Here is a 23,771-nt window from a genome sequence, read left to right as displayed (position 1 = left end):
AAGACATCAAGGCCGTTACAGGAGCAACCAGCAGCAATTCAGGACTTGCCCATTGCCGCCCCATAGATCTCCGTTTTCCCCGTCAAGAAATCGAGCAGGGTTCTGGCCGAGGCAGACAAAGTGTCATCCGACCGATATGCAATCAGGATGCGCTTGCGCGCCCATTCCTCTGACAAAGGCACGGCCGAGATATTCAGGGAGTCCTGATGCATATCGGCCAGTTGCTTGAGTACGAGAGACACCCCCAATCCCGCATGCACCATGCGGCATATTGCGTCATAGCTGTTGACGCGTATTTTCATGTTGATCGCCCGGCCGATCAGCGTCGCCTGCTGGGTCAGTTTTGCGTTGTAGGCACTTTCAGCATGCAACCCTATCAACGGTTGGTCTAGTACGTCGGAGAAGCTCACCTGCGCTAGCCGCGCCTTGAGGTGGGAGCGGGGAAAAATGGCGACCAGGCTATCTTCGCGATAGAGGCGGCTGATGGCCGCCGATTCACCTAGGTACCAATCATTGCCGATTCCCAGATCCGCCGTGCCGTCCTCCACGCATTTGAATATCTCTCCACCGCGTTTTTCCTCGAGCTCAATGCTTACGTCGGGATAACTTTGCGCAAAAGCTGCAAGGTCCTCTGGCAAGTACTGATCGATTGACGAGATATTGGCCACCACCCGAACGGTACCCTGCAGCCCCGAAGCAAAGCGTTGTAGCGAAGTCGCCATATGCTGCAGTTCTGTCAGAGCGGCACGCGCGTGTTGCAACACCGTCTGGCCAGCCGCGGTCGGCGTGATGCCGCGTGGGGAGCGAAATAGCAGCGCTACCCCTACGGATTTCTCCAGGTCTTGAATACGGCGACTGACGGCGGACGGAACGATGCATGCGCGCGAGGCGGCTGCTGAAATGCTGCTTGCCTCGCAGGCATCGACGAACAGGCGCAACGATGTCAGGTCCAGGCGACGCATGAGGCCTTCTATCGTTGAGTTGCAGCAGAGTTCAGTTGGCAGGTTGCCGGGGTCCATATATTTACGCCTCCTTTCCAGACTGGAGCTGTGCCGACACGGCAAACCCCCTTGTCGAATGAACGCTTGCCACGCGTTCGCGTGGAACACGATAGTTTCATCTGTCGCTGCGTCAACCCCCACATGATTCCACAAAGCCGGGCGCGCCGGCGACGCAACCCGCGGCGCGAGGGAGAGAAGTATGAATGGCGAAGTACGGATGGTGTCTGTCAGCGGAATCCTGGGCTATGGGTTTCCGGAAGCGTCGCTTGCCACCGCCTTGAAAGCACGACCGCACATGATCGGTGTCGACGGGGGAAGCTCGGACCCCGGCCCGCATTATTTGGGATCGGGGAAAACCCTGAACTCGTCTTTGCAAATGAAGCGCGACCTTCGCCTGCTCTTGCGTGGGGCCATGGAACTGGATATTCCCATGATGATAGGTACCTGCGGCGGTGCTGGGGGCGAACCACATCTGCAAGCCTGCGCCGCGCTGGTACGTGAAATCGCTGCTGAAGAAGGCATGCATTTCAAACTGGCCTTGATCCATGCCGAGCAAGACAAGGATTTTCTGAAGCGTGCGATCCGCGCCGGCCATACTCGCCCGCTGGGTAAGGCGGAACCGCTGGCCGAAGATACGGTCGACCGCGCCGCGCGCGTGGTCGGCATGATGGGGCCAGAACCTCACCTGGCGGCACTGCGGCACGGCGCGCAGGTGATCCTGGCCGGCCGCGGAACCGATCCGGCCCCCTGGGTGGCATTGGCAACACACCACGGCTTGCCGCCGGCGCCTGCGTGGTACGCGGGCAAACTGCTCGAGTGCGCATGCAATGCCGCGTTGCCGAAAAAGCACGACTGCCTGATTGCCACCGTGGGACCCGACTATGTCGACGTGGAGCCTGCCAACCCAGAGCTTCGCTGCACCCCGCTTTCCGTTTCGGTTCAAGCATTGCACGAGAGCGCCAGCCCCATCATCCGGCATGAACCCGGCGGCACGCTGGACACCAGCAGCTGCGTTATGCAGCCGCTGTCGGATCGGCGTGTGCGCATCTCGGGCATGCAATGGATGCCCGCCCCCTATACGATCAAGCTGGAAGCGGCCGAGTGTGCCGGCTACAGCGCGGTCACCTTTGCGGGCACGAGAGATCCGGGACTGATCGGGCAATTGGACAGTTTCATCACGGCCGTCATCGAAGCGGCCCATACCAAAACAGCCGCGTTAGGTATCGCGCGTGAGCGCTATCGCATCGTCATCCGCCTGTACGGAAAAAACGGTGTCATGAGCGATTGGGAGCCGCTGCGCGAGGCGAGGAGCCACGAAATCGGCATTCTGGCCGAAGTCGTCGGCGACACCCAGGAAATTGCCAATGCCGCCCTGGCGCTGACGCGCGTCACGCTGCTGCATAGCGACTTCCCCGGCAGGCTGTGCCGCGAAGGAAATATGGCTTTTCCGTTCTCGCCTTCGGATATGGAACGCGGCGCGGCTTATCAGTTCTCGATGCAGCACGTGGTCCGAATCGACGACCCGTTGGCAATGTTCCCCATCGAATACGAGACCATCTAGCGCGAGAGAATCGTCATGATCAAACTGAAAGATATTGCCAAGGCCTGCAAGAGCAAGAACGCCGGCCCGTTCGAATTGACGCTCGATGTCATATTCGACGATCAGGAAACTTTCGACAAGGTTCGCCGTTCCGGCGCCATCACTCGCGAGCGCATCGCCGCGCTGTATGGAGTGTCACCCGACGATGTGTTGTTCACGGAATACCCCCCTGCGCTGGCATACAAGGCGACATTACCGCGGCGCATTACGTCAGGGGCCGTGGGTGACACCGACGTGTACGGCGCTCAGCAGCATGCACCACTGCTGGATCTGGAATTGCCGTTGTAGACGGCTCCAAAGAGGAAGTACACCATGTACCCCGCACCGCCAGTCATCCGGACCGAGGTTTTCACGCGCATCCCCGACCAATACCGCAAAGCCGGTCAGTTGTCGAAGGAACGTCTACACGCCGGGAAAGGAACACTTGCCACGGACAGCTACATAGAAGGCCCGTCCTTTGACCGCGACGGCAATCTCTATTTGGTCGACATTGCTTTCGGCCTCGTATTCCGTGTGTCGCCAATGGGCAAGGTAACGCTGCTGGCTGAGTATGACGGCGAGCCGAATGGATTGAAAATCCATCGAGACGGCCGCATATTCATCGCCGACCATAAGAATGGCCTTCTGCTGCTGGATCCCGGCTTGGGGACGTTGACTCCGTATCTGCGGCGGGCGCGTACCGAGGGCTTCAAGGGGCTCAACGATCTCTATTTTGCCTCCAATGGCGATCTCTACTTTACGGATCAAGGCCAGACCGGCATGCAAGACCCCACAGGCCGGGTTTATCGAAGTAGCGCCGACGGTCGCCTGGAATGCCTGCTGGGCAACGTTCCCAGCCCCAATGGCATTGTCATGAACCCCGCGGAGAACCTGCTCTATGTCGCCGCGACGCGCGGCAACAGCGTGTGGCGCGCCATGGTGTTGCCCGACCGATCGCTGACGCGCGTAGGGTTGTTTGTGCAGATGTCCGGCGGCAGCGGTCCCGATGGTATGGCGGTTGATCAGGCCGGCAACCTGCTTGTCGCACACGCCGGACTGGGCGCGGTCTGGATGTTTTCACCACATGGCGAACCGCTGTTGCGCATTGATTCTTGCATGGGCCGCATGACTACCAACATTGCCTTTGGTGGCAATGACAACCGCGATTTGTACATCACCGAATCGGAAAGCGGCTGCGTGTTAGTGGCCAGGATGGAAATACCCGGCCAACCCATGTATTCGCATCACGCGTAATGAAGCAACCGCCAACAAATGCGGGCAATTTACCGCGCCTTCGAACGCAGAAACCAGATCCGACGGAATGCTTATGGAAGACCTGACTCCCGCCGGGAGCGAAACCAGACTCGTACACCCCGACCATTTGCGCGAATTCACCGCCGCCGTCTACGAAAGTGCCGGCGTCCCCACCGACGATGCCATATTGATGGCAGACACCCTGGTGCAGGCGGATATGTGGGGTCATCAGTCGCATGGCATGTTACGGCTAGGCTGGTATTACGCTCGCCTGCGCTCCGGTGCCATGAAACCGGTAGCCGACACTCGCATTGTCGTGGATGGCGGTGCCATCGCCGTCATGGACGGTGGCGACGGCCCCGGACAGGTGGTGGCACGCCGCGCTGTCGACGACGCTGTGATACGCGCCCTGAAACATGGGGTGGGTGTCGTGTCCATCCGGAATTCGAACCATTTCGGAACCTGCATGTATTACACCCGTATCGGTGCCCAGCAGGGCTGCGTGATGTTGTTGATGAGTAATGCGGGCCCCAACATGGCGCCATGGGGAGGCCTGAAAAAGAAAATAGGCACCAACCCATGGTCCATCGCCGCGCCGGGCGGAAGCCACCCCCCGGTGGTGATGGACATGGCCAACTCCGGCGTAGCGCGTGGCAAGATCTACCTGGCTGACAAACGCCACGAGCCAATTCCTGCTCATTGGGCCGTCGATGCCCAGGGGCATCCGACCACCGATCCGAAAGCGGCGCTCAACGGCTTCATTCTTCCGATGGCCGGCCACAAGGGCTACGTCATGGGAGTGATGGTGGACGTACTGTCCGGTGTGCTATCGGGTAGCGAATTCCTCGATCGCGTGCATGGTCCGTACGATCCGGTCAACCGCAGCGGTGCCGGGCATCTGATGATCGCGCTGAACGTGGCGTCCTTTCAGCCCATGGAGGAGTTCAACGCGCGCATCGACGCATACATTGCGTCGCTGAAAGATGTTCCCGTCGCACCGGGGCATAGCCAAGTCTATTTTCCGGGTGAACTGGAAGTCCAGGCCGACGCCACCCACCGCGCACAGGGCTTGACACTACCCGCTGACACCCTCGCTGACCTCGAGCGCGTCGCACGCGAGGCCGGTGTGCCTTATCCATTCTGAGCGCAAGCGAAACATCCGTAGCCATCGCAAGTAAATACGCGGCAAATATCCGCACAGGGAGGAGAAACTATGAAACACAAAACATTCGTCCAGATTGGCATGGCGCTATGCGCACAGGCGTTGATCATGTCCGCGCCAGCGCAAGCAGAGTCCGATTTTCCCACTCGCACCGTACGCCTCGTGGCTGGCCTGGGAGCGGGCAGCAGCATGGATCTGGTTGCCCGCACCATCAGCCCCAAGCTGTCGGAAATGTGGGGGCAGTCCGTCGTCGTGGAAAACCGTGTGGGCGCCGCCGGCAACATTGCCGCCGAACAAGTCTCGCGCGAAGATGATGGTCATACACTGCTCGTCGCCCAGAACGCTATCACGGTAAGCGCGTCACTATATCCGAACCTGAGATATGACTTGCGTAAAGATCTGAAGGCGGTAACGCAACTGACCTCCATGCCGCACGTGCTTGTGGTGGCGCCCTCTTTGCCGGTCAAGACACTGCGCGATTTCATCAACCTGGCCAAAGCCAAACCCGGCCAGTTGAATTTCAGCTCGGCGGGCGTCGGCAACGCCGACCATATGGCTGCCGAGCTGTTTACGACAATGGCGGGCATCACCATGACCCACATACCTTACACCGGTGGTTCACAGGCGATCACTGCCGCCGCCGCGGGTGACGTGCAGTTGTACTTTCCTGGGCTGCCGGTCAGCCTCCCCTTGGTGCAAGCAGATAAAGTGCGTGCGCTTGCCGTGACGAGCAGTTCACGTTCGCCGGCCCTGCCTGACGTTCCGACGGTGAAGGAAGCGGGCTTGCCGAATTACGAGACCGTGCTTTGGTACGGGGTGTACGCTCCTGCGTCCATGTCGGATGCGACGGTACAGCGCATTTCCGACGACATTCATAAAGCGTTGCAGCTACCCGACGTGCAGGAAAAACTGCGCGGAGCAGGCATCGACGTGGTCGGCAGCAAGCCTGAACAGTTCCAGGCCTTTACCAATTCTGAAATCGACCGCTGGGCGACTATCGTGCATGAACGTAAATTAAAAGTGGAGTAGAAAGCGGGGATGGCTTGCCTAACGCAAATGCGATGAAGGCAGGCCAGTTCGATTCAACCCCGGCACCAGATGAAAGAGCCGCTACTGCAAATGCAGAGCGGCTCTTTGTTTTGTATGGATACTGCCCTGGCTCATAGGCCTGACCCGGTGTAGTTAAAACGCCCAGGGCATCGCCATCGAACGCGTCCGGCTTTAAATCAGACTCCATTCGGGTTAGCACGGATTGAGGCCACAGAGGCTACCGACTACATTCGTTTTGTTCGTATATATAAACAAAGTTCACATATGAGAACTGATGGTGTCAAATCAGCCGACCGGGTACTGGATCTGCTGGAACTGCTAAGTGCCGCGCGCGTTCCCATGCGGCTGACCGACGTCGTCAATCGGCTGGGCATTCCGAAGAGCAGCGCCTTCGCGCTGCTGGCCACGGTCGTGCGGCGCGGCTATGTCGAAGAGAGACCGGACGGCTATTGCCTGGCGGCGCAATTCCGCAGCAGCGGGTGGGTGGGCGGCGAGCGCGCCCGGCTCATCACGCATGCCAAACCCTTCATGCGGACGTTGGCACAAACGTGCGACGAATCCGTATTTCTGGGCGTCATGAGCAGCGCCCGCCAGATCGAATACATCGACAAAGAGCTGACATCGAATCCGCTGCGCTACGACGCGGACATGGCCAAGATCCGCGAGGCCTACGCCACGACGGTCGGCCATGTGCTGCTGGCGGACCTGCCGGCACAAGAGCTGGATGACTACCTGGCTGCGTATCCGCTGGTTGCACTCACAGAGAAGACCCAGGTAGACCGCCAGGCGCTGCGGGCCGCTATTGCCGCCGCCGCCCGCAACGGCTACGCCCAGCTGACCGATTCGCATCTGATGGGGGTGTCGGGCGTGGCAGCTCCTGTTCGGGACGGCTCGGGCAAGGCCGTGGCAGGGCTGTGCGCGTTCGGGCCGGGCGCCCGGGTGCTGCCGAAGATGGAGCAACTGACCCGGCAACTTATCGACAGCGCGCACCAGATCAGCATCGCGCTGGGCTGGACACCGCGTGCACATGAGGAGAATGCGTCGTGAAGAAAGTAGTAGTCATCGGTGCCGGCGTAGTCGGCGCCAATATCGCGCTGCGGCTTCAGCGCGATGGTTGCCAGGTCGTCCTGGCCGAGGCCATCGAACCGGGCAGGCAGTGCTCCTACGGCAACGGCGGGGCGATCAGCCCTGATTTCTGCGTGCCATTCGCGCTGCCCGGCGTGATAAAGCGAGTACCGCATTGGCTGATGGACCCGCTCGGCCCCCTGGTGATCCGCTGGGGCTATCTGCCCACTGCGGTTCCCTGGCTGTGGCAATGGTTCAAGCAGAGCAAACTCGAGCAGGTCTGGAAGAACTCACGCGCCATGCGGGCCCTGCACAAGCCCAGCCTGGAACTGTACGAACAATTGTTGGGGCCGCGGGCGCATGGCCTGGTCGAGCGCGGCGGATCGCTGTACGTATGGAAGACGCCCAGGGCCAGCCCGACCGAGGAGTTGGCGCGCAAGTTGCGCGAAGCACAGGGCATTCAGGTGCAACAGGTCAGCAGCGAGCAGATCCTGGACATCGACCCGGCCTTGAATCCGGAGTACAAGCACGGGCTGTATTTCCCCGACAACGGCCACACCGTCAATCCGTTCCGTCTGGTGCAGGAACTCGTCGCACTGTTTGTCGAGGCAGGCGGCATCGTACAGCGCATCAACGTCGAAAGCTTCATCTGGCGCGACGGAAAGGTGGTCGGCGTGCTGGGCAACGGCAGCGAATGGCTCGCCGACGACTTCGTGATCGCTACCGGCATCGACGGCAATCGCCTGGCCCGGCAAGTAGGCGAACGCACGCCGATGATCGCCGAGCGCGGCTACCACGCGATGCTGGCGGCCGGCAAGAACGGGCCCGCGCTGAAGGTCAGCAACCGTGAGCACATGTTCGGCATGGCTCCCATGGAGCTGGGCGTGCGCGTGGCGGGCACGGTGGAGATGGCCAACCCCCGCTCCAAGCCCGACTACCGCCGCGCCCAGGCATTGGTCGCGAGAGCCAAAGAAATGTACCCGGCGCTGGAGATACACAACCCGCTCTACTGGATAGGCTGCCGGCCGTCCACGCCCGACAGCCTGCCGGTCGTCGACCGCGCCCGCCGCGCTCCTAACGTCGTCATGGCATACGGCCACGGCCACAGCGGCGTCATCGGCGGACCAATGACGGCGCGTATCGTGCGCGGCCTGCTGCTCGGGGACATGCCCGGCATCGACGTCGCACCCTACGCAGCGGGGCGGTTCTGAACGGATCGATCATGAAGGAGTCTAGGATGTCTGAAGGAGCAGGACGCAGCATCGCGGTCGCCGTGGACACGGGCGGAACCCACACGGATATCGTGTTGTCCAGGCATGGTGAAATCCACACCCTGAAAGTTCCCACCACACCGGCCGACCTGAGCGTGGGCATTTTGCGCGGCGTGCGCAAAATATGTGAGAAAGGAGGCATATCGTTCGGCGATGTCGACCGTTTCTTCTACGCCAGTACCTTCGCTACCAATATCATCGTCGAGGGCCGGGGCTCGCGCGTGGCGCTCATCACCACCAAGGGCTTCCGCGACGTGCTGGAGATCGGGCGGGCCTCACGCAAGCCCGACGTCTACGACCTGAACTGGCGTCCGCCGACGCCGCTGGTGCCCCGCGAGCTGCGGTTCGAAGTGCAAGAGCGCATCGATCACACCGGCAAGGTGCTGACCGTGCTGGACGAGGCGAAGGTGCGCGCCGTTCTGGAGCGCATTCGCGACCTGGAGGTGCGCCATGTGGCGGTGTGCCTGCTGCATGCTTACGCCAACCCCGAACACGAAGAGCGCATCGCCGCTATCGCCCGGGAAATCGCTCCTGAGTTGTCGGTCTCTCTTGCGTCGCGGGTCGTACCCGAGTTTCGCGAGTACGAGCGCGCCAGCACCACTTGCGTCAGCGCCCTGATCGCCGAACCCATCTGCAGCCACCTCGACACGCTCTCGGCGGCTCTGGACGCGTCCGGCCTGGACGGACAAAAGTACATCATGCGTGCCAACGGAGGCTTGTCGACCTTTGAGCGCGCCGCGGACCAGCCGGCGGCGGTGACGCACTCCGGCGTCATGGGCGGCATCGTCGCCGCGGCGTCGCTGGCTGCACACTGCGGTATCGCCAATGTGATTTCGTTCGACATGGGTGGCACCAGCACCGACGTTGCCCTGATCCAGAACGGCCAGCCGTCGTTGACGAACCGCAGCACGGTCGGTGGCCACCCGGTGCTGATCCCGACGCTGGAAATGGTGACCATCGGGGCGGGAGGCGGTTCACTGGCCTGGCTCGAGCAGGGCCACGCCTTGCGCGTCGGGCCGCGCAGCGCGGGGTCCGAACCAGGGCCGGCCTGCTACGACCAGGGCGGCGACCAACCCACCGTGACCGACGCCAACCTGTTCTGCGGCCGGCTCAATGGCCAGTACTTCCTGGATGGCGCGCGCGCCCTGCGCGAAAGCTTGAGCGAACGCGCGATCCAGGAAAAAATCGCCGACCCGCTGGGATTGACCGCCGAGGCCGCGGCCCTGGGCATGATAGCCATTGCCGAGTCGCACATGGTCAACGCTATCCGCCTGATCTCGATCGAACGCGGCATGGACCCGCGCGACTTCACGCTGGTGGCCTTCGGCGGCGCCGGCGCGCTGCACGCCGTGAACATGGCGGACCAGTTGAACATCGGCAGCGTGCTGATTCCGCCCGCACCCGGCAATCTCTCGGCCATGGGGTCGCTGTTCGCCGACGTGCGCCATGACCTCTCGCGCACGCTGCTGGGCCCGCTGAACGCGGACCGGGTGCCTGAAGTGAAGGCCTGCGTGGCGCAGTTGATTGCATCGGCCGGCGCCGCGCTGCGCGCCGACGGCGTACCGGACGAGAAAGCGGTGTTCGGAGTAAGCGCCGACATCCGCTACAAGGGCCAGAACCACGAGATCAACGTACCGCTCACCGATACCGACCTGGAGTCGGACTTCTCGGATCTGGCGCGGCGCTTCCATGCCTTGCACGAGCGCATCTACGGTTATTGCTTCGACAACCGCCAGGTCCAGATCGTGAACGTGCGGGTGTGCGCCACCGGGTCGCTGGGCGGACTCGCGCTGCACAAGAGACCGGCGGCTCGATCGCCACTGCCCGAGCCCGCACAGATGCGGCCCGTCGTCATCGAACGCTCATCACGGCAGGTCGTGCCGGTGTACCGCTACGTCGAACTGGAGCCTGGCCATTGCGTCATGGGGCCCGCCATCGTGGAATACCCCGACTCCACGCTGTTCTTGCCGGGCAAGTGGCAAGCAAAGATGGATGTCTACGGCAATCTCCTGGCACGCAGGGCTGCCGGCACCGACGCAACCGCGCAGGCTGCCGAACAAAAGGAAGCGCATCATGTCCAATGATTCCAGTCGCCCCACCCGCGCCGCGCCGGACATCAAGGCAGATCCCGTCACCGCGGAGATCCTGCGCAACAGCCTGCGCTCGATCGCGCAGTTCATCACCCGGCGCATGATCCGTTCTGCCAATTCGTTCATCGTCAAGGAGATGGAGGATTGCTCGGCGGCGATCCTGGACTCCCGCGGCCGGCTGCTGGCCGAGGAATCCGGCCCGCCGATCCAGCTCAACACGGTGGGCATCTGCCTGAAGACCATCCTGCAGGACTACCTGCCGCTGAACCAATGGAACCCCGGCGACGTCGTCATCACCAACGACCCCTACCTGGGCGGCGGTTCGCTGGGCGCCACCCACACCAATGACTACATCGCTTTCTCCCCCATCTTCTTCGGAGACTCGGTCATCGCCTTCTCCGGCCTGATGGTGCACCATATGGACGTCGGCGGCATGAACATGGCCACGCGGGGCTGGGGCAAGGAAATCTTCCAGGAAGGGCTGCGCATTCCACCGCTGAAAGTCGTGCAGGGCGGCCGGTTCGACGAGTCGATGGTACAGATCATTCTGAACAACACTCGCACCCGCGAAGTGCTAGAAAACGACCTGCGGGCGCAGATTTCCAGCGTCAGCATTGCCCAGGGCGACGTGAAGGCGCTCATCGAGCGCTACGGACTGGAGCAGACGCTGGTCTGCTTCGACGAACTGATCCGCCAATCCGAGCAGATGACCCGCGAGCAAATCCGGACGATTCCGGACGGGTGCTATCGCCATGAAGAGCCGGTGCTGGACGACGGCGCCCACGGCGGGCCGTACTACCTGCGGCTGGAGATCACCAAGTCCGGCGGCGACCTTCATTTCGACTTCACCGGCACGGACCCGCAGATCAAGGGGCCGATCAACAGCCCGCTTTCAACGACCTTGGCTGCGGTCTACTACGCGGCGCGTTGCATCACGGGTAGCAGCATCCCCAGTACTGAAGGTTGCAAAGAACCGATCCGCGTGACGGCACCTTCCGGCACGCTGGTCAATGCGGCGTTCCCCGCGCCTGTCTATCAGCGCATGGTGGTGTGCCACAGCATCGTGGATCTGGTCTTCGGCGCGTTCAGCCAGGCGATTCCCGAGAAGGTGATGGCCGATTCCTGCGGCTGCATGTACAACTTCGCCAACGCACTCCTGCCCGGCTCTGTGCAACGCGTGACGTTCGGCGAGGTGGTGCCCGGCGGGCTGGGCGCCACGGCACGGGCCGATGGCGCCAACGTCGCGGCGTGCCACGTCACCAACTGCCACATCCCGCCCATCGAATCCATGGAAATGGAAACGCCAGTGCTGTACCTGGCACGCGAACTGCGCGTGGACTCGGCCGGCGACGGCCAGTTCCGGGGCGGCGTAGGCCAGCGGCTGGTTTACCAAGTCTTGGGAGAAGACCCGACGTTGAACCACACCGCGCAGAAATCGGTATCGCTGCCGCAGGGCATCGCCGGCGGCCTGCCGGGCGACGGCGGGCGCTGGGTCATCAACGAGGGCCTGCCGGGCGAGCGCACGCTGCCCCAGGCCATCGGCGACGTGGTCGCGCTGCACACTGGGGACACAGTAACCCACTACACCCCGGGTGGCGGCGGCTACGGTGCGCCGGAATTGCGTTCGCCACAGGCGGTGCGACGCGACGTAGAGCAGGGCTTGCTGAGTCCGGAGAAGGCGCGCCGGGTTTACGGCATGCAGTTCTGACGAATTGCCGGCCGACACTCGCCCCATGCGGATACGCCGGCTAGCGGTAGTTTTCAACCATGCATTTGCAAGGGGATAGCGATGAAGCGGTATTGGAAGTTGCTGTTGAGCAGTCTTGCTTTCGCGGTTTGTGCCGGGCATGCGTCCGCCGGCGCGGCTGAAACCTTTCCGTCCAAACCGATCCGGATCATCGTGCCGTGGACTGCGGGCGGTTTCACGGATATTCTCGCGCGCAGACTGGCCGAACACATGAGCGGCACGCTCGGCCAGCCGGTCATCGTAGAGAACAAGGTGGGCGCTTCCGGCTCCATCGGAGCCACGTATGTATCCAAGGCCGCGCCGGACTGCTACACCATTCTCATGGAAACGCCCGACACTATGGTCATCAACCCGATGATCATGAAGGACCTGGCTTACGATCCGGTCAAGAGCTTCGACCAGATCAGCCTGCTGGTAGTACAACCCATGGTGTTGTCGTCGTCCGGCAAGAGCAACTTCAAGTCGCTCCCCGACCTCATCGAGCGCGCCCGTTCCTCCAAGAACCCCATGACTTACGGCAGCTGGGGTAACGCCAGCGCGGCGCACCTGGCGTTCGCCCAATTCGCCGACCTGACCGACGTTCAGATGACCCACATACCTTACAAGGGGGTCAGCGAGGCATTCACCGACGTCATCGCCGGGCGGGTCGATGTCATTTTCGTGGGGATGATGTCCAGCAAGGAATACGTCGCGAACGGTCAACTGCGTCCACTCGCCATTGCCGACGACCAGCGCTCGCGGGCGCTGCCCGATCTGCCCACGTTCAAGGAACTGGGTATCGATATGCCCAACCTGAGCCTGTGGTATGCCTTCGGAGCGCCGGCCGGCACGCCGCCGGCGGCCATGAAGCGCCTGCAGGAAGCTGCCAGCGCTGCGCTGAAAGATCCGGCCATCAACAGCTGGCTGACCGGCTACGGTATGAGCGTGGTGAGCGCGGACCCGGACACGGCCAGCCAGTTCATCAAGGACGAAATTCCTCGTTGGTCCAGGGCGCTGAAGGCGGCCAAGGTCGCCAATATTTCCGGAGACTGACGGGCGCGAGGGTCTGACGCTACCCTGGCCTGCTCGAGGGCGATTCAGCGGATCTTGGGCTGCCGGGGCTGCCCCAGTAGCTTAGAATCCGCACTACCCGCTTCCGGTAGGCCAATCCGCGCCCATGTCGATCATTTCCATACTATCCGTCGTCCTGCTGCTCGCCCCCCCTGCTTTTCCTTTGGTATAAGCCACCAGGGGGCCCCAACCGCTTCGGCTCCGCCATGCCTGCTGCCAATTTCTGGGAGGCGTCCAGGCGGTTCTTCTCGAATTATTTCAATTTCAGGGGTAGAGCGAGCCGTTCCGAGTTTTGGTACGCCATGCTTTTTTTTGTGGCGGTAAGCCTCTTGATCGGCGTTATTGGGCTTCCGGACATCCTGGCCTCAATATGGCTGCTGGGCACGATGGTTCCGTTTCTGTCCGTGTCGGCGCGTCGCCTGCACGACACCAACCGCAGCGGCTGGCTCCAGATCGTATCCTGGTTTGCCCCTGTAGGCATGATCATTGCCATATGCTGGTTCAGCCAACCGCCGCGCGACTGATCGAACACATAAATCCACTTACCTCAGCTTGCCGGACGCAACGCCCTGTCCAGCACACAGGCCACATGCTCGGCCCGCAGGCCGCCTTCCGCCTGGATGCCATCGGCAATCTGATGCCGGCAGCTGGTGCCATCGGCGACCAGCAAGGTGTCGGCGCCGGCCTTGCGCACGGCCGGCAATAAAGAAAGCTCGGCCATTTTCATTGAGGTTTCGTAGTGCGAGGCCTCGTAGCCGAAACTGCCGGCCATGCCGCAGCAACTCGACTCGATCAGCTCTACCTTCAGCTCCGGGATCAGCGCCAGTATCTGCTGCGCGGGCTTGACCGCATCGTAGGCCTTTTGGTGGCAGTGGCCATGCAGCAGCGCATGCTTCTGCGGCAGCGGATTGAGCTTGAGATCGAGCCGGCCAGCCTTCAATTCGTTCGCCAGGAATTCCTCGAAAAGGTAGGCGTGCCGGGACAGCGCCTGGGCGTCTTCGCCCAGGCCCATGACCAGGAATTCATCGCGCAGCGACAGCAGACAGGACGGCTCGAGCCCGACGATGGGAACGTCCCGTGCGACGAACGGCCGCAAGGCCTCCACGACGCGGCGGGCCTCGGCTTTCGCCTGGTCGACCATGCCGGCTGACAGATAGGTGCGGCCGCAGCACAAGGGGCGCCTGGGCTCGGCGTCGTTCGCGGCCGGGCCCGCGATGTGGACTTCATAGCCAGCCGCCTGCAGCACCCGAAGGGCGGCGCGGGCATTCTCGGTATCGAAGTAGTTGTTGAAGGTGTCGGCGAACAGAACGACATCCGCCGTGTCGGCATCGGCCGGCGAGGCCTGGCGGGTAAAGACGTCGCTGCGCCATTTGGGCAGCGTCCGCTTCGATGAGAATCCCAGCAGGCGCTCTGATAGCCAGGCGGCGCCCGGCAAGGTGTCGCGCAGATTGAACAGAAAAGGCAGGCGGGCCGCCCAGGGCGCCCAGCGCGGCAGGGTAGCGATGATCCTGTCCTTCAGCGCCAGCCCCCGCTTTTGCCGCCACTGGTTCAGGAATTCGATTTTCATGCGAGCCATGTCGACGCCGGTGGGACAGTCGCGCTTGCAGCCCTTGCAGCCGACGCACAGGTCCATGGTGGCGCGCATCTCGTCCGAAACCAGGGCGTCGGGCCCCAGTTGGCCCGACAAGGCCAGGCGCAAGGTGTTGGCGCGGCCGCGTGTCAGGTGCTGCTCGTCGCGCGTGACGCGGTAGCTGGGACACATGGTGCCGGCGTCGAACTTGCGGCAGTGCCCATTGTTGTTGCACATTTCCACCGCCTTGCCCAGGCCCAGGGCGGGGTCGTCGCCGGTGCCAGGCGCGCTGACCGTGCCCGCGGCGGGATCGTTGTCCACGTTCCAGGCGGACCAATCCAGCGCGGGCTGCAAAGGGATGACGCGATAGTCCGGCGTGAAGCGGAACAAGGATCGGTCGTCCATTTTGCTGTTGCGCACTATCTTGCCCGGATTCATCAGCCTGTCCGGATCGAAGGCATCCTTGATTTCTTCGAACGCACGCGTAAGCCTGGGCCCGAACTGCCACGCCACCCATTCGCTGCGCACCAGCCCGTCGCCATGCTCGCCGGAAAATGCACCCTTGTAGCGCCGCACCAGCGCGCCGGCCTCTTCGGCGATGGCGCGCATCTTCGCCGCGCCGTCCCGGCGCATGTCCAGAATCGGCCTGACATGCAGGGTACCCACCGAAGCATGCGCGTACCAGGTGCCTTTGGTGCCGTGCCGGGCGAACACATCGGTCAACTGGCTGGTGTACTCGGCCAGATGTTCCAGCGGCACGGCACAGTCTTCAATGAACGAAACCGGCTTGCCGTCGCCGCGCATGCTCATCATGATGTTCAGCCCCGACTTGCGCACTTCCCACAGCGCCTTCTGGGCCGCCGCATCCGGCATTTCGACCACGGAGCCTGGCAGCCCCAGGTCGCCCATCAGTTCCACCAGCTTCGCCAGGCTGGACAGCTGTTCGGCCTGGGACTCGCCAGCGAACTCGACCAGCAGAATGGCTTCGGGCTCTCCGATAAGAGCGTTGTCGATGACCGGGCGGAAAGCGGGATTGCTGCGGGCCAGGTCTATCATGGTCCTGTCGACCAGTTCGACCGCGCAAGGGCCCAGCGCCACGATATGGCGGGCCATGTCCATGGCCTGGTAGAAGGTGGGGAAATTGACCACGCCCAGCGCTTTGGCGGCGGGCAGGGACGAAAGCTTGAGCGTGATGCTGCGGGTATAGGCCAGCGTGCCTTCGCTGCCCACCAGCATGTGCGCCAGGTTGACCTGGCCGTCGGCCGTATACGGACGCGAGCTTTGCGGATGGACGATATCCAGGTTGTAGCCGCCCACGCGTCGCATCACGGTCGGCACCATGCGCTCGATTTCGTCGCGCTCGCGCACACCGATTTCACGCAGCCTGTCCATGATGGCGCGTATGCGCGGCGGCGCATTGGCCATGCGGCTTTCTTCAGCAAAGGTTGCGGCAGTGCCGTCCAGCAGCAAGGCATCGATGCTTAGCACATTGTGGACCATGTTGCCGTAGGCGATCGATCGCGAGCCACAGGAATTATTGCCTGCCATGCCGCCCAGCGTGCATTGGGCCGCCGTGCTGACATCCACCGGAAACCAGACGCCATGCGGCTTTAGCCAGGCGTTAAGGTGGTCGAGCACGATGCCGGGTTCCACCATGACCGTCATGGCTTCCAGGTCGAAATCGAGGACGCGGTTCAGGTACTTGCTGTTGTCGATGACCAGGGCCGCGCCCACGGTCTGGCCGCATTGCGACGTACCGCCGCCGCGCGCCAGCACGGGCACGGACAGTTCGCGGCATATGCCCAGCGCCGCCTCGACATCGGCGCCCGCCCTGGGAATCAGCACGCCAACCGGATCGATCTGGTAGATGGATGCGTCGGTCGAATAACGCCCGCGCGCGCCCCGGTCGAAGAGAACCTCGCCTTGCGTCTCGCTGCGCAGGCGGTTGGCCAGTTCGAGGTGCAGCGGATTCAGTTCGGCGTGCATGGATGCGGGCAAGGGCGCGTTCATGGGGCTCCTGGAACAGGTCGGATAAGGGATATCAGGGTTCGCCGGTGGCGCCAGCGGTGTCGGCGGGATCGGAAGCGCCGGCCGCATCGGCATCGGCGGCGAGCTTCAGGTTTTCCAGGACCGCCTCACCCTTGCGCCGCAGATGCTCGCGCATGATCTGCGCGAGCCGGGGACCATCGCGCAATGCCAGCGCGTCGGCCATTTCCAGGTGCTCGCTCATGGCCTTGTCCCATTTGTCGTGATTGAGATTGGAGCGGAACCGCAGGTTCTGCAAGCGCAGGTTGATGTTCTTATAGACCTGCGACAGCAAGTGGTTGTGGCCCGCGGCATTGATCCGGTCGTGTATGGCGCGGTTGACGTGGTAGTAAGAGGAAAGGTTCTGCCTGGCATGGCAGGCCTGCATCTCGAAGGTCAGGGCCTTGATCTCGGCGATTTCCTGGTCCGTGATGCGCTGGCAGGCAAGTTCGCCGGACAGGGCTTCCAATGCGCCCATGACTTCGAAGCTTTCCCTGATATCTTTTTCGGACAGGGCCACCACATGCGCGCCGCGGTTGGGTTGAATGCGGACCAGCCCGTCGGCGGACAGCAGCCGGAAAGCCTCGCGCAAGGGTGTACGCGACACCTGCAGCCGGTCGCACAGCGCGCGTTCGTTCAGGCGCGTGCCCGCCGCCAGCTCGCCCTCGATGATCATTTCGCGCAGGCGGTCGGCGATGGTGGCGGGCAACGTGCGCCTGTCGACAGCCTCGGACGGACGAAGGGGCTCCGCCGCTGGCGAGTCGGAATGGTTGGGTGGGCTCACAGAGTCAGTTTTCATTTGTATACAAAAATAGGGACGGCGCACATCATTGGGCGGTGCCGCGCGCCATGCTTTGCCGATCGAGAAAATCTGCTTATTCTAACGTCTGTGTGCTCGCCAGATTGCTGTGGCGCCGCATAAATTCTGCTTGCAGGATGGCGCCTTTGCTGCTTATTCTTCATCAAGATTTGTATTTTGTATACCAAATTATCAGGAGCACGACATGATGCCGCTGCATTCGCACCCGTCCGGCCGCCACTTCCTGCAGATACCCGGCCCCACCAATGTGCCCGACCGTGTGCTGCGTGCCATCGACAATGTCACTATCGACCACCGCGGCCCGGAATTCGGAGAACTGGGGAAGGCCGTGCTGGCCGGCATGAAGAAGGTATTCAAGACCGAAGCCAACGTGGTCATCTATCCGGCCTCGGGCACCGGCGCCTGGGAAGCGGCGCTGGTCAATACGATGTCACCCGGCGATAAGGTGCTGATGGCGGAAACCGGCCATTTCGCCACGCTCTGGAAAAAAATGGCGGAAAAGCTGGGCCTGCGGGTAGAGTTCCAGGAAGGCGATTGGCGCCATGGCGCGGATCCCGAACAGATCGGCAAGCGGCTGGTCGCGGACAGCGGGCACAAGATCAAGGCGGTATGCGTCGTACACAACGAAACCGCAACCGGCGTCACCAGCGATGTGGTGGCGATACGCAAGGCCATCGACGCCGCCGGCCATCCAGCCCTGCTGATGGTGGATACGATCTCATCGCTGGGCTCGCTGGACTACCGGCACGACGACTGGGGTGTCGACGTAACGGTGGCGGGTTCGCAGAAAGGGCTGATGCTGCCGCCCGGGCTGTCGTTCAACGCCTTCAGCGCCAAGGCCTTGAAGGCCTCTGACACCGCCGCGCTGCCGCGCTCTTACTGGGACTGGAAAGAGATGCTGGCCATCAACCCGCGCGGATACTTTCCCTATACCCCCGCGACCAATCTGCTCTACGGCCTGCACGAAGCGCTGGAGATGCTGTTTGCCGAAGGACTGGACAATGTGTACGCGCGGCACAAGCGGCATGGCGAAGCCACCCGCCGCGCGGTCCAGGCATGGGGACTTGAGATCCTGTGCCTCAAGCCCGAAGAATACAGCCCTGCCCTGACGGCGGTGATGATGCCCGAAGGGCATAGCGCGGATGCCTTCCGCAAGGCGGTGCTGACACATTTCAACATGTCGCTGGGGCAAGGCCTGAGCAAACTGTCGGACAAGGTTTTCCGCATCGGCCATCTGGGCGATTTCAACGACCTGACGCTGTGCGGCACTCTTTCCGGCGTGGAAATGGGCTTGAAGAAAGCCGGCGTGCCGCACCACAGCGGGGGCGTGCAGGCGGCGCTGGATTATCTGGCGCAGACCAGCCGGCCGCAGCCCAGGGAATAAGAACAGGACCGCTTGTACAGGCAGGAAGGCTCGCAACCAAGGCGTACCGATACCGGACGCTTCCGTGGCACTACCGGAGGAGACACACATGAAGCACCTGACCCACAGACTGTCGAAGAAGCCCTATCTCATCGCGTCGCTGGCCGGGCTGGCCGGCCTGGCCGCATTGCCCGCCCAGGCATGGGAACCCACCCGTCCGGTGGAAATCATCGTGCCTGCCGGCGCGGGCGGGGCGTCCGACCAGATGGCGCGCACGCTGCAGAGCATCATCCTCAAGCACAAGCTGATGAAGCAGTCCACGCTGGTGCTGAACAAGGGCGGCGCCAGCGGCGCCGAAGGCATCATGGACACCAAGGCCTCAGCCAAGGATCCGCATAAGCTGATGGTGGCCTTTTCAGCCATCTACACGCTGCCCATCGCCGTCAATTTGCCCTTCAACTGGCGCGACCTGAACCCGGTCGCCATGATCGCGCAAGACGAGTTCCTGCTGTGGACCAATTCTGAAGAGCCGTACAAGACCGCCGCCGACTATCTGAATGCCGTCAAGGCCGCGCCGGCCGGCCAGTTCAAGATGGGAGGCACGGGCGCCAAGCGCGAGGATCAGATCATTACCGTCGCGCTGGAAAAGGCGTCCGGGGCGAAGTTCACCTATGTGCCCTATAAGAGCGGTGGCGAGGCCGCCACGCAGCTGGTGGGCAAGCACACCGATTCCAACGTGAACAATCCCAGCGAGAATATCGCGCAGTGGCGAGCCGGCCAGGTCAATGCCCTGTGCGTGTTCTCGGATGAGCGCATGATCTACAAGGACAAGGTCACCAAGGACCAGTCCTGGGCCGATATCCCGACCTGCAAGGAAGCCGGCTACGACGTGCAGTATCAGATGCTGCGCGCATTCTTCCTGCCGCCCGACACCACGGCCGAACAGGCAGCGTATTACGCCGACCTGATCAAGAAAATCAGCGAAACGCAGGAATGGAAGGACTACCTGGCCAAACAGGCACTCAAGGGCGACTACCGGACCGGCGAGGATTTCGTGAAATTCCTGGAGCAGGACGAGGCGAATCACAAGGCCTTGATGGAAGAAGCCGGTCTGGCCGCGAAGAAATAAGCCCGAGGAATCAGGATGGATCATCAGCAAACACAGGGCAGCCCGTCGAGAGACGGGCTGTCGCACAGCGCCGTCGACGCCATTACCGCCGTGGTTTTTTTCGTCGTGGGCGTGATCATGATGGTGGACAACCACCGCATCGGCATCACATGGGCGTCGGACGGGCCCGAGTCGGGGTACTTCCCGTTTCATATCGGGCTCATCATCTGCATCGCCAGTGTCGCGGTGTTCCTGAAGGCGATGTTCGGCAAGAACCGCAACCGGGAAATCTTCGTCAGCTGGGATCGGTTCCGGCTGGTGCTGCTGGTGCTGCTGCCCACTGCCCTGTACGTGCTGCTTATTCAACTGCTGGGGATCTACGTTGCGTCGGTGCTGTTCATCGCCGCCTTCATGCGGCTGCTGGGCAAGATCACCTGGCTGAAGACGGTGCTGGTAAGCGTTGGCGTAAACGTACTGCTGTTCTGGATGTTCGAGGTTCAGTTCATGGTGCCCCTGCCGAAAGGGCCGCTCGAAGCCTTGTTCGGCTACTGAAACCAGGAACAGGAGACCTCAAGTGGATGAACTGAACGCTTTATTCCATGGCTTTGCCACGGTCATGAGCTGGTACAACCTGGGCATGATGTTTATCGGCCTGGTGCTGGGTGTCATCATCGGCGTGCTGCCCGGGCTGGGTGGACCCAACGGCGTGGCGATCTTGCTGCCGCTGACCTTCACCATGCCGCCCACCTCGGCCATCATCATGCTGTCGTGCATTTATTGGGGATCCCTGTTCGCCGGCGCGATCACGTCGATTCTCTTCAATATCCCGGGCGAAACCTCGTCGGTGGCCACCACCTTCGACGGCTACCCCCTGGCCCAGCAAGGCCGCGCGGGCAATGCGCTGACCGCTTCGTTCACCGGCTCGTTCTTCGGCGCCCTGTCGGGCGTGCTGCTGATCACCTTCCTGGCGCCGCTGGTGTCCAAGTTCGCCCTGCGTTTCGGCCCGCCCGAGTTCTTCGCCGTCTTTCTGCTGACTTTCTGCAGTTTTGTGGGAACGGACAAGAAAACGCCCTTCAAGACCATCATTTCCATGATGCTGGGTTTCGGGTTGGCCGCGATAGGCATGGACACGGTCAGCGGCGGCCTGCGCATGACTTTCGGCTGGTCGGAACTGCTGCGCGGCATAGACTTCCTGGTGGTCGTCATCGGGCTGTTCGGCATCGGCGAAATTCTGGTCAGCATGGAAGAAGGCCTGAAGTTCGAGGGCAAGAGCGGCCGCATCAATCTGAAGGTGGTGCTTCAGACCTGGAAGGAAATGCCCAAGTACTGGATGACGCTTATACGAAGCACGGTGGTGGGCTGCTGGATGGGCGTGACGCCGGGCGGGGCCACGGCGGCGTCATTCATGGGCTATGGGCTGGCGCAGCGCTTTTCGCGCAACGGCCACAAGTTCGGCACCGGCGAGATCGAAGGCGTTATCGCGCCCGAGACCGCCGCCCATGCTTCGGGCACGTCCGCCCTGCTGCCCATGCTGGCGCTGGGCATACCGGGCTCGGCCACGGCGGCGGTATTGCTGGGCGGCCTGATGATATGGGGCCTGCAGCCCGGCCCCCTGCTGTTCGTCGAGCAGAAAGAGTTCGTCTGGGGCCTGATCGCCAGCATGTACCTGGGCAACTTCGTGGGGCTGATCATCGTGCTGAGCACGGTTCCGTTGTTTGCCGCGATACTGCGCATACCCTTCGCCATCGTGGCCCCGATCATCATCGTGGTATGCGCGATCGGCGCGTATTCGGTCAATAACGCCATGCTCGATGTCTGGTTCATGCTGCTGTTCGGAGTGATCGGCTATGTGCTGAAGAAGCTGTCGTATCCGCTGGCACCCATGATCCTGGCGCTGGTCCTGGGCGACCGCATGGAAGACGCCTTCCGGCAGTCCATGCTGGGCCCGGGTACCGGCCTGCATGTGTTCTGGTCCAACAGCCTGGTCGGAACGATCACGACGCTTGCGCTGATCATGTTGTTCTGGCCCCTGGTGCCCGTGCTGTGGCGGCTATTGCGCAAGCCGACCGGCGGCGGCGGCAACGGCGGTACCGTCGGCAAGGTGGATCCGGAGACGCTGAAATGAGCGATATCGTGTAACTGGAACGGGCTGACTCGTGATGCACGAGTCAGCGCCTCGGATACAGGCTACAGCGGCATCCAGTTGCCGTGCAGGCCGGCGGGCACGCGACGCGGCAGCCGGATGCTGGCGACGGGTTCGGCGGCAATATCGCGCGCGTCCAGGATCAGAAAGCGCCCCGTATCGCTATGTGCCTCGTGCGTGAAGGCAAACAGAAAGCCATCATCCTCGGCCTTGCCGCGCGGATCGGCGACGAACACGGGCTCGCCCACCGTCACACCAGGAGGAAGGCGGTGTACGCGCTTTTCCCCCGTTTGCAGATCGTAGCGGGCGATGGCTTCGAAGGCGCCAGGCTGCGGGGTTTCGCCTGGGCGTGGATCACGCAGGCCCACATAGCCGAAGCGCGCCTTGCTGCCCAGATAGGCGTCGTTGATCCGACCGAACTCGCAGGCGCGGTCGTCCAGAAGATGGTCTTCCACGTTGTTGGCTTCTGTATCGATCACGATACGATGCAATTCCAGCCGCCGGGGCCCCGGCCCCAGCGAAAAAGCGTCATACCAAGGCAGCGATACTTCGATCCGGCCGTTTTCTTCGAAGGCGTTGAGCGTATGCCAATGAAAGAAGGCGGGCCCTTCGATCCAGCGGACTTGGCCCGCCGATCGGGCCTCGCGCGGGATCAAGGCGACGCGGCTACCGCGCTCGGGTTCCCAGTCGGCGGGCGGCCCTTGGCGCGAAAAGTCGAAAACCAGCGGGCACAGGAATACGACCACGTGATGCGGGGTGATGGCGATATCGTGCACCATGGCAGGCCAAGGCGCAGCAATCGGCACGCACCGGTCCAGTTCACCTGTTGACGTGGCGCGCAGATAGTGCAGCGTACCGGTTTCCAGATCGTAGGCCACCGACAGGAGCTCTAGAGTGGCGGGGTCGAGCTTGGGATGCGCGGACATCACGCCAGGCAGTTTGCCTTGGCCGTCAAACACCCCCAAGGTGTTCAGGCCGGCATCCAGTTCGTAGGGCAAATCGCCTTCGTACAAAGCAAGAATTCGGCCGGCGTGGCGGACGATGTTGGTGTTGGCCAGATTGGCATGAGGTGGCGGACCAAAGCCCACGTTATAGAGCCGGCGCCCCGCGGCGCATTCTTCATTCAGTTCGCGTGTGCGTACCCAGCGGTTGCGATAGCTTGCGTGGCCGCCGTTCAGGTAAATGGCATGGATCATGCCAGTGCCGTCGAACGGGTAGGTGTAGCCGGGCCCGGGGTCGAACATGGGGTTCGGGCCGTTGCGCATGAATACGCCCTGGATGCCTTGAGGTAGTTCGCCGTCTACGGCAAGGGCGATGTCATCGCGCTCGTCGAAGACGGGTGCCAATGAACCGCTGAGCGCGGAGTTGGTACTTTGCCAGGGCGTCATGTCTGTCGTTCCCATAACGCATGCAAGATCGCATGCATGTGCAAGTTTCCAACATCCCGCCCGGAAAATAAATGCCCTGGCCAGG

At 62.3% G+C, this 23,771-nt stretch carries 19 protein-coding genes; 15 read left to right on the top strand and 4 right to left on the bottom strand.

Annotation, left to right across the window (positions count from 1 at the left end; all coding sequences use genetic code 11):
• Positions 1 to 38: 38 nt before the first annotated feature.
• Entirely contained in the window at positions 39 to 1,019 is a 981-nt protein-coding gene (locus tag KW845_RS09485; RefSeq protein WP_218368983.1) for a LysR substrate-binding domain-containing protein, read from the bottom strand.
• Between the two features lie 181 nt (positions 1,020 to 1,200).
• On the opposite strand from KW845_RS09485, the gene KW845_RS09480 reads away from it, so the two are divergent.
• From KW845_RS09480 to KW845_RS09430, 11 genes are all read left to right on the top strand, one after another.
• Complete coding sequence (locus KW845_RS09480) at positions 1,201 to 2,562, top strand: acyclic terpene utilization AtuA family protein (RefSeq protein WP_255592516.1); 1,362 nt, start codon at positions 1,201 to 1,203, stop codon at positions 2,560 to 2,562.
• Positions 2,563 to 2,577: 15 nt separating this feature from the next.
• Entirely contained in the window at positions 2,578 to 2,889 is a 312-nt protein-coding gene (locus KW845_RS09475; RefSeq protein WP_218368982.1) for a DUF4387 domain-containing protein, read from the top strand.
• 24 nt (positions 2,890 to 2,913) lie between these two features.
• Positions 2,914 to 3,834 (top strand): SMP-30/gluconolactonase/LRE family protein, encoded by a 921-nt coding sequence (locus KW845_RS09470; protein ID WP_218368981.1) that lies wholly within the window; start codon positions 2,914 to 2,916, stop codon positions 3,832 to 3,834.
• A 73-nt stretch (positions 3,835 to 3,907) separates the two neighbouring features.
• Positions 3,908 to 4,978 (top strand): Ldh family oxidoreductase, encoded by a 1,071-nt coding sequence (locus tag KW845_RS09465; protein ID WP_218368980.1) that lies wholly within the window; start codon positions 3,908 to 3,910, stop codon positions 4,976 to 4,978.
• A gap of 69 nt (positions 4,979 to 5,047) precedes the next feature.
• Positions 5,048 to 6,025: a tripartite tricarboxylate transporter substrate binding protein gene (locus KW845_RS09460; RefSeq protein WP_218368979.1), complete on the top strand. Its 978-nt coding sequence runs from the start codon at positions 5,048 to 5,050 to the stop codon at positions 6,023 to 6,025.
• Between the two features lie 285 nt (positions 6,026 to 6,310).
• Entirely contained in the window at positions 6,311 to 7,093 is a 783-nt protein-coding gene (locus KW845_RS09455) for an IclR family transcriptional regulator (RefSeq protein WP_218368978.1), read from the top strand.
• The gene (locus KW845_RS09450) at positions 7,090 to 8,322 is read left to right on the top strand and encodes an FAD-dependent oxidoreductase (protein ID WP_218368977.1); all 1,233 of its coding nucleotides are present in this window, start codon (positions 7,090 to 7,092) and stop codon (positions 8,320 to 8,322) included. Before KW845_RS09455 ends, KW845_RS09450 begins: the two co-directional genes overlap by 4 nt.
• Positions 8,323 to 8,348: 26 nt before the next feature.
• The gene (locus KW845_RS09445) at positions 8,349 to 10,466 is read left to right on the top strand and encodes a hydantoinase/oxoprolinase family protein (RefSeq protein ID WP_218368976.1); all 2,118 of its coding nucleotides are present in this window, start codon (positions 8,349 to 8,351) and stop codon (positions 10,464 to 10,466) included.
• Positions 10,456 to 12,180: a hydantoinase B/oxoprolinase family protein gene (locus tag KW845_RS09440; RefSeq protein WP_218368975.1), complete on the top strand. Its 1,725-nt coding sequence runs from the start codon at positions 10,456 to 10,458 to the stop codon at positions 12,178 to 12,180. The genes KW845_RS09445 and KW845_RS09440 overlap by 11 nt, the downstream gene beginning before the upstream one ends.
• 105 nt (positions 12,181 to 12,285) lie before the next feature.
• Positions 12,286 to 13,251: a tripartite tricarboxylate transporter substrate binding protein gene (locus tag KW845_RS09435; RefSeq protein WP_218368974.1), complete on the top strand. Its 966-nt coding sequence runs from the start codon at positions 12,286 to 12,288 to the stop codon at positions 13,249 to 13,251.
• 224 nt (positions 13,252 to 13,475) lie between these two features.
• Positions 13,476 to 13,793 carry a DUF805 domain-containing protein gene (locus KW845_RS09430; RefSeq protein ID WP_218368973.1) on the top strand — a complete coding sequence of 106 codons (318 nt, stop codon included), beginning with the start codon at positions 13,476 to 13,478 and terminating at the stop codon, positions 13,791 to 13,793.
• A 23-nt stretch (positions 13,794 to 13,816) separates the two neighbouring features.
• Here KW845_RS09430 and KW845_RS09425 read toward each other — a convergent pair whose 3' ends face one another.
• Entirely contained in the window at positions 13,817 to 16,849 is a 3,033-nt protein-coding gene (locus KW845_RS09425) for an FAD-binding and (Fe-S)-binding domain-containing protein (RefSeq protein WP_218368972.1), read from the bottom strand.
• A gap of 31 nt (positions 16,850 to 16,880) precedes the next feature.
• Positions 16,881 to 17,663, bottom strand: coding sequence for a GntR family transcriptional regulator (locus KW845_RS09420; RefSeq protein ID WP_218368971.1), 783 nt, complete (start codon positions 17,661 to 17,663; stop codon positions 16,881 to 16,883).
• 205 nt (positions 17,664 to 17,868) lie between these two features.
• Here KW845_RS09420 and KW845_RS09415 point away from each other — a divergent pair, with 205 nt between their 5' ends.
• From KW845_RS09415 to KW845_RS09400, 4 genes are all read left to right on the top strand, one after another.
• A complete protein-coding gene (locus tag KW845_RS09415) occupies positions 17,869 to 19,068 on the top strand; it encodes an alanine--glyoxylate aminotransferase family protein (protein WP_218368970.1) in 1,200 nt (399 codons plus the stop codon).
• 88 nt (positions 19,069 to 19,156) lie between these two features.
• Positions 19,157 to 20,176, top strand: a complete 1,020-nt coding sequence (locus KW845_RS09410; RefSeq protein ID WP_218368969.1) for a tripartite tricarboxylate transporter substrate binding protein — start codon at positions 19,157 to 19,159, stop codon at positions 20,174 to 20,176.
• 15 nt (positions 20,177 to 20,191) lie between these two features.
• Positions 20,192 to 20,707: a tripartite tricarboxylate transporter TctB family protein gene (locus KW845_RS09405; RefSeq protein WP_218368968.1), complete on the top strand. Its 516-nt coding sequence runs from the start codon at positions 20,192 to 20,194 to the stop codon at positions 20,705 to 20,707.
• Positions 20,708 to 20,729: 22 nt separating this feature from the next.
• On the top strand, positions 20,730 to 22,280 hold the full coding sequence (locus KW845_RS09400; protein WP_218368967.1) for a tripartite tricarboxylate transporter permease: 1,551 nt from the start codon (positions 20,730 to 20,732) through the stop codon (positions 22,278 to 22,280).
• A gap of 62 nt (positions 22,281 to 22,342) precedes the next feature.
• Here KW845_RS09400 and KW845_RS09395 read toward each other — a convergent pair whose 3' ends face one another.
• On the bottom strand, positions 22,343 to 23,686 hold the full coding sequence (locus KW845_RS09395; RefSeq protein ID WP_218368966.1) for a carotenoid oxygenase family protein: 1,344 nt from the start codon (positions 23,684 to 23,686) through the stop codon (positions 22,343 to 22,345).
• Positions 23,687 to 23,771: the final 85 nt, after the last annotated feature.

The sequence above is a fragment of the Bordetella sp. BOR01 genome, from assembly GCF_019218885.1.
Taxonomy (GTDB): Bacteria; Pseudomonadota; Gammaproteobacteria; order Burkholderiales; family Burkholderiaceae_B; genus Bordetella_A.
This window is presented reverse-complemented; position numbering and strand designations above follow the sequence as displayed.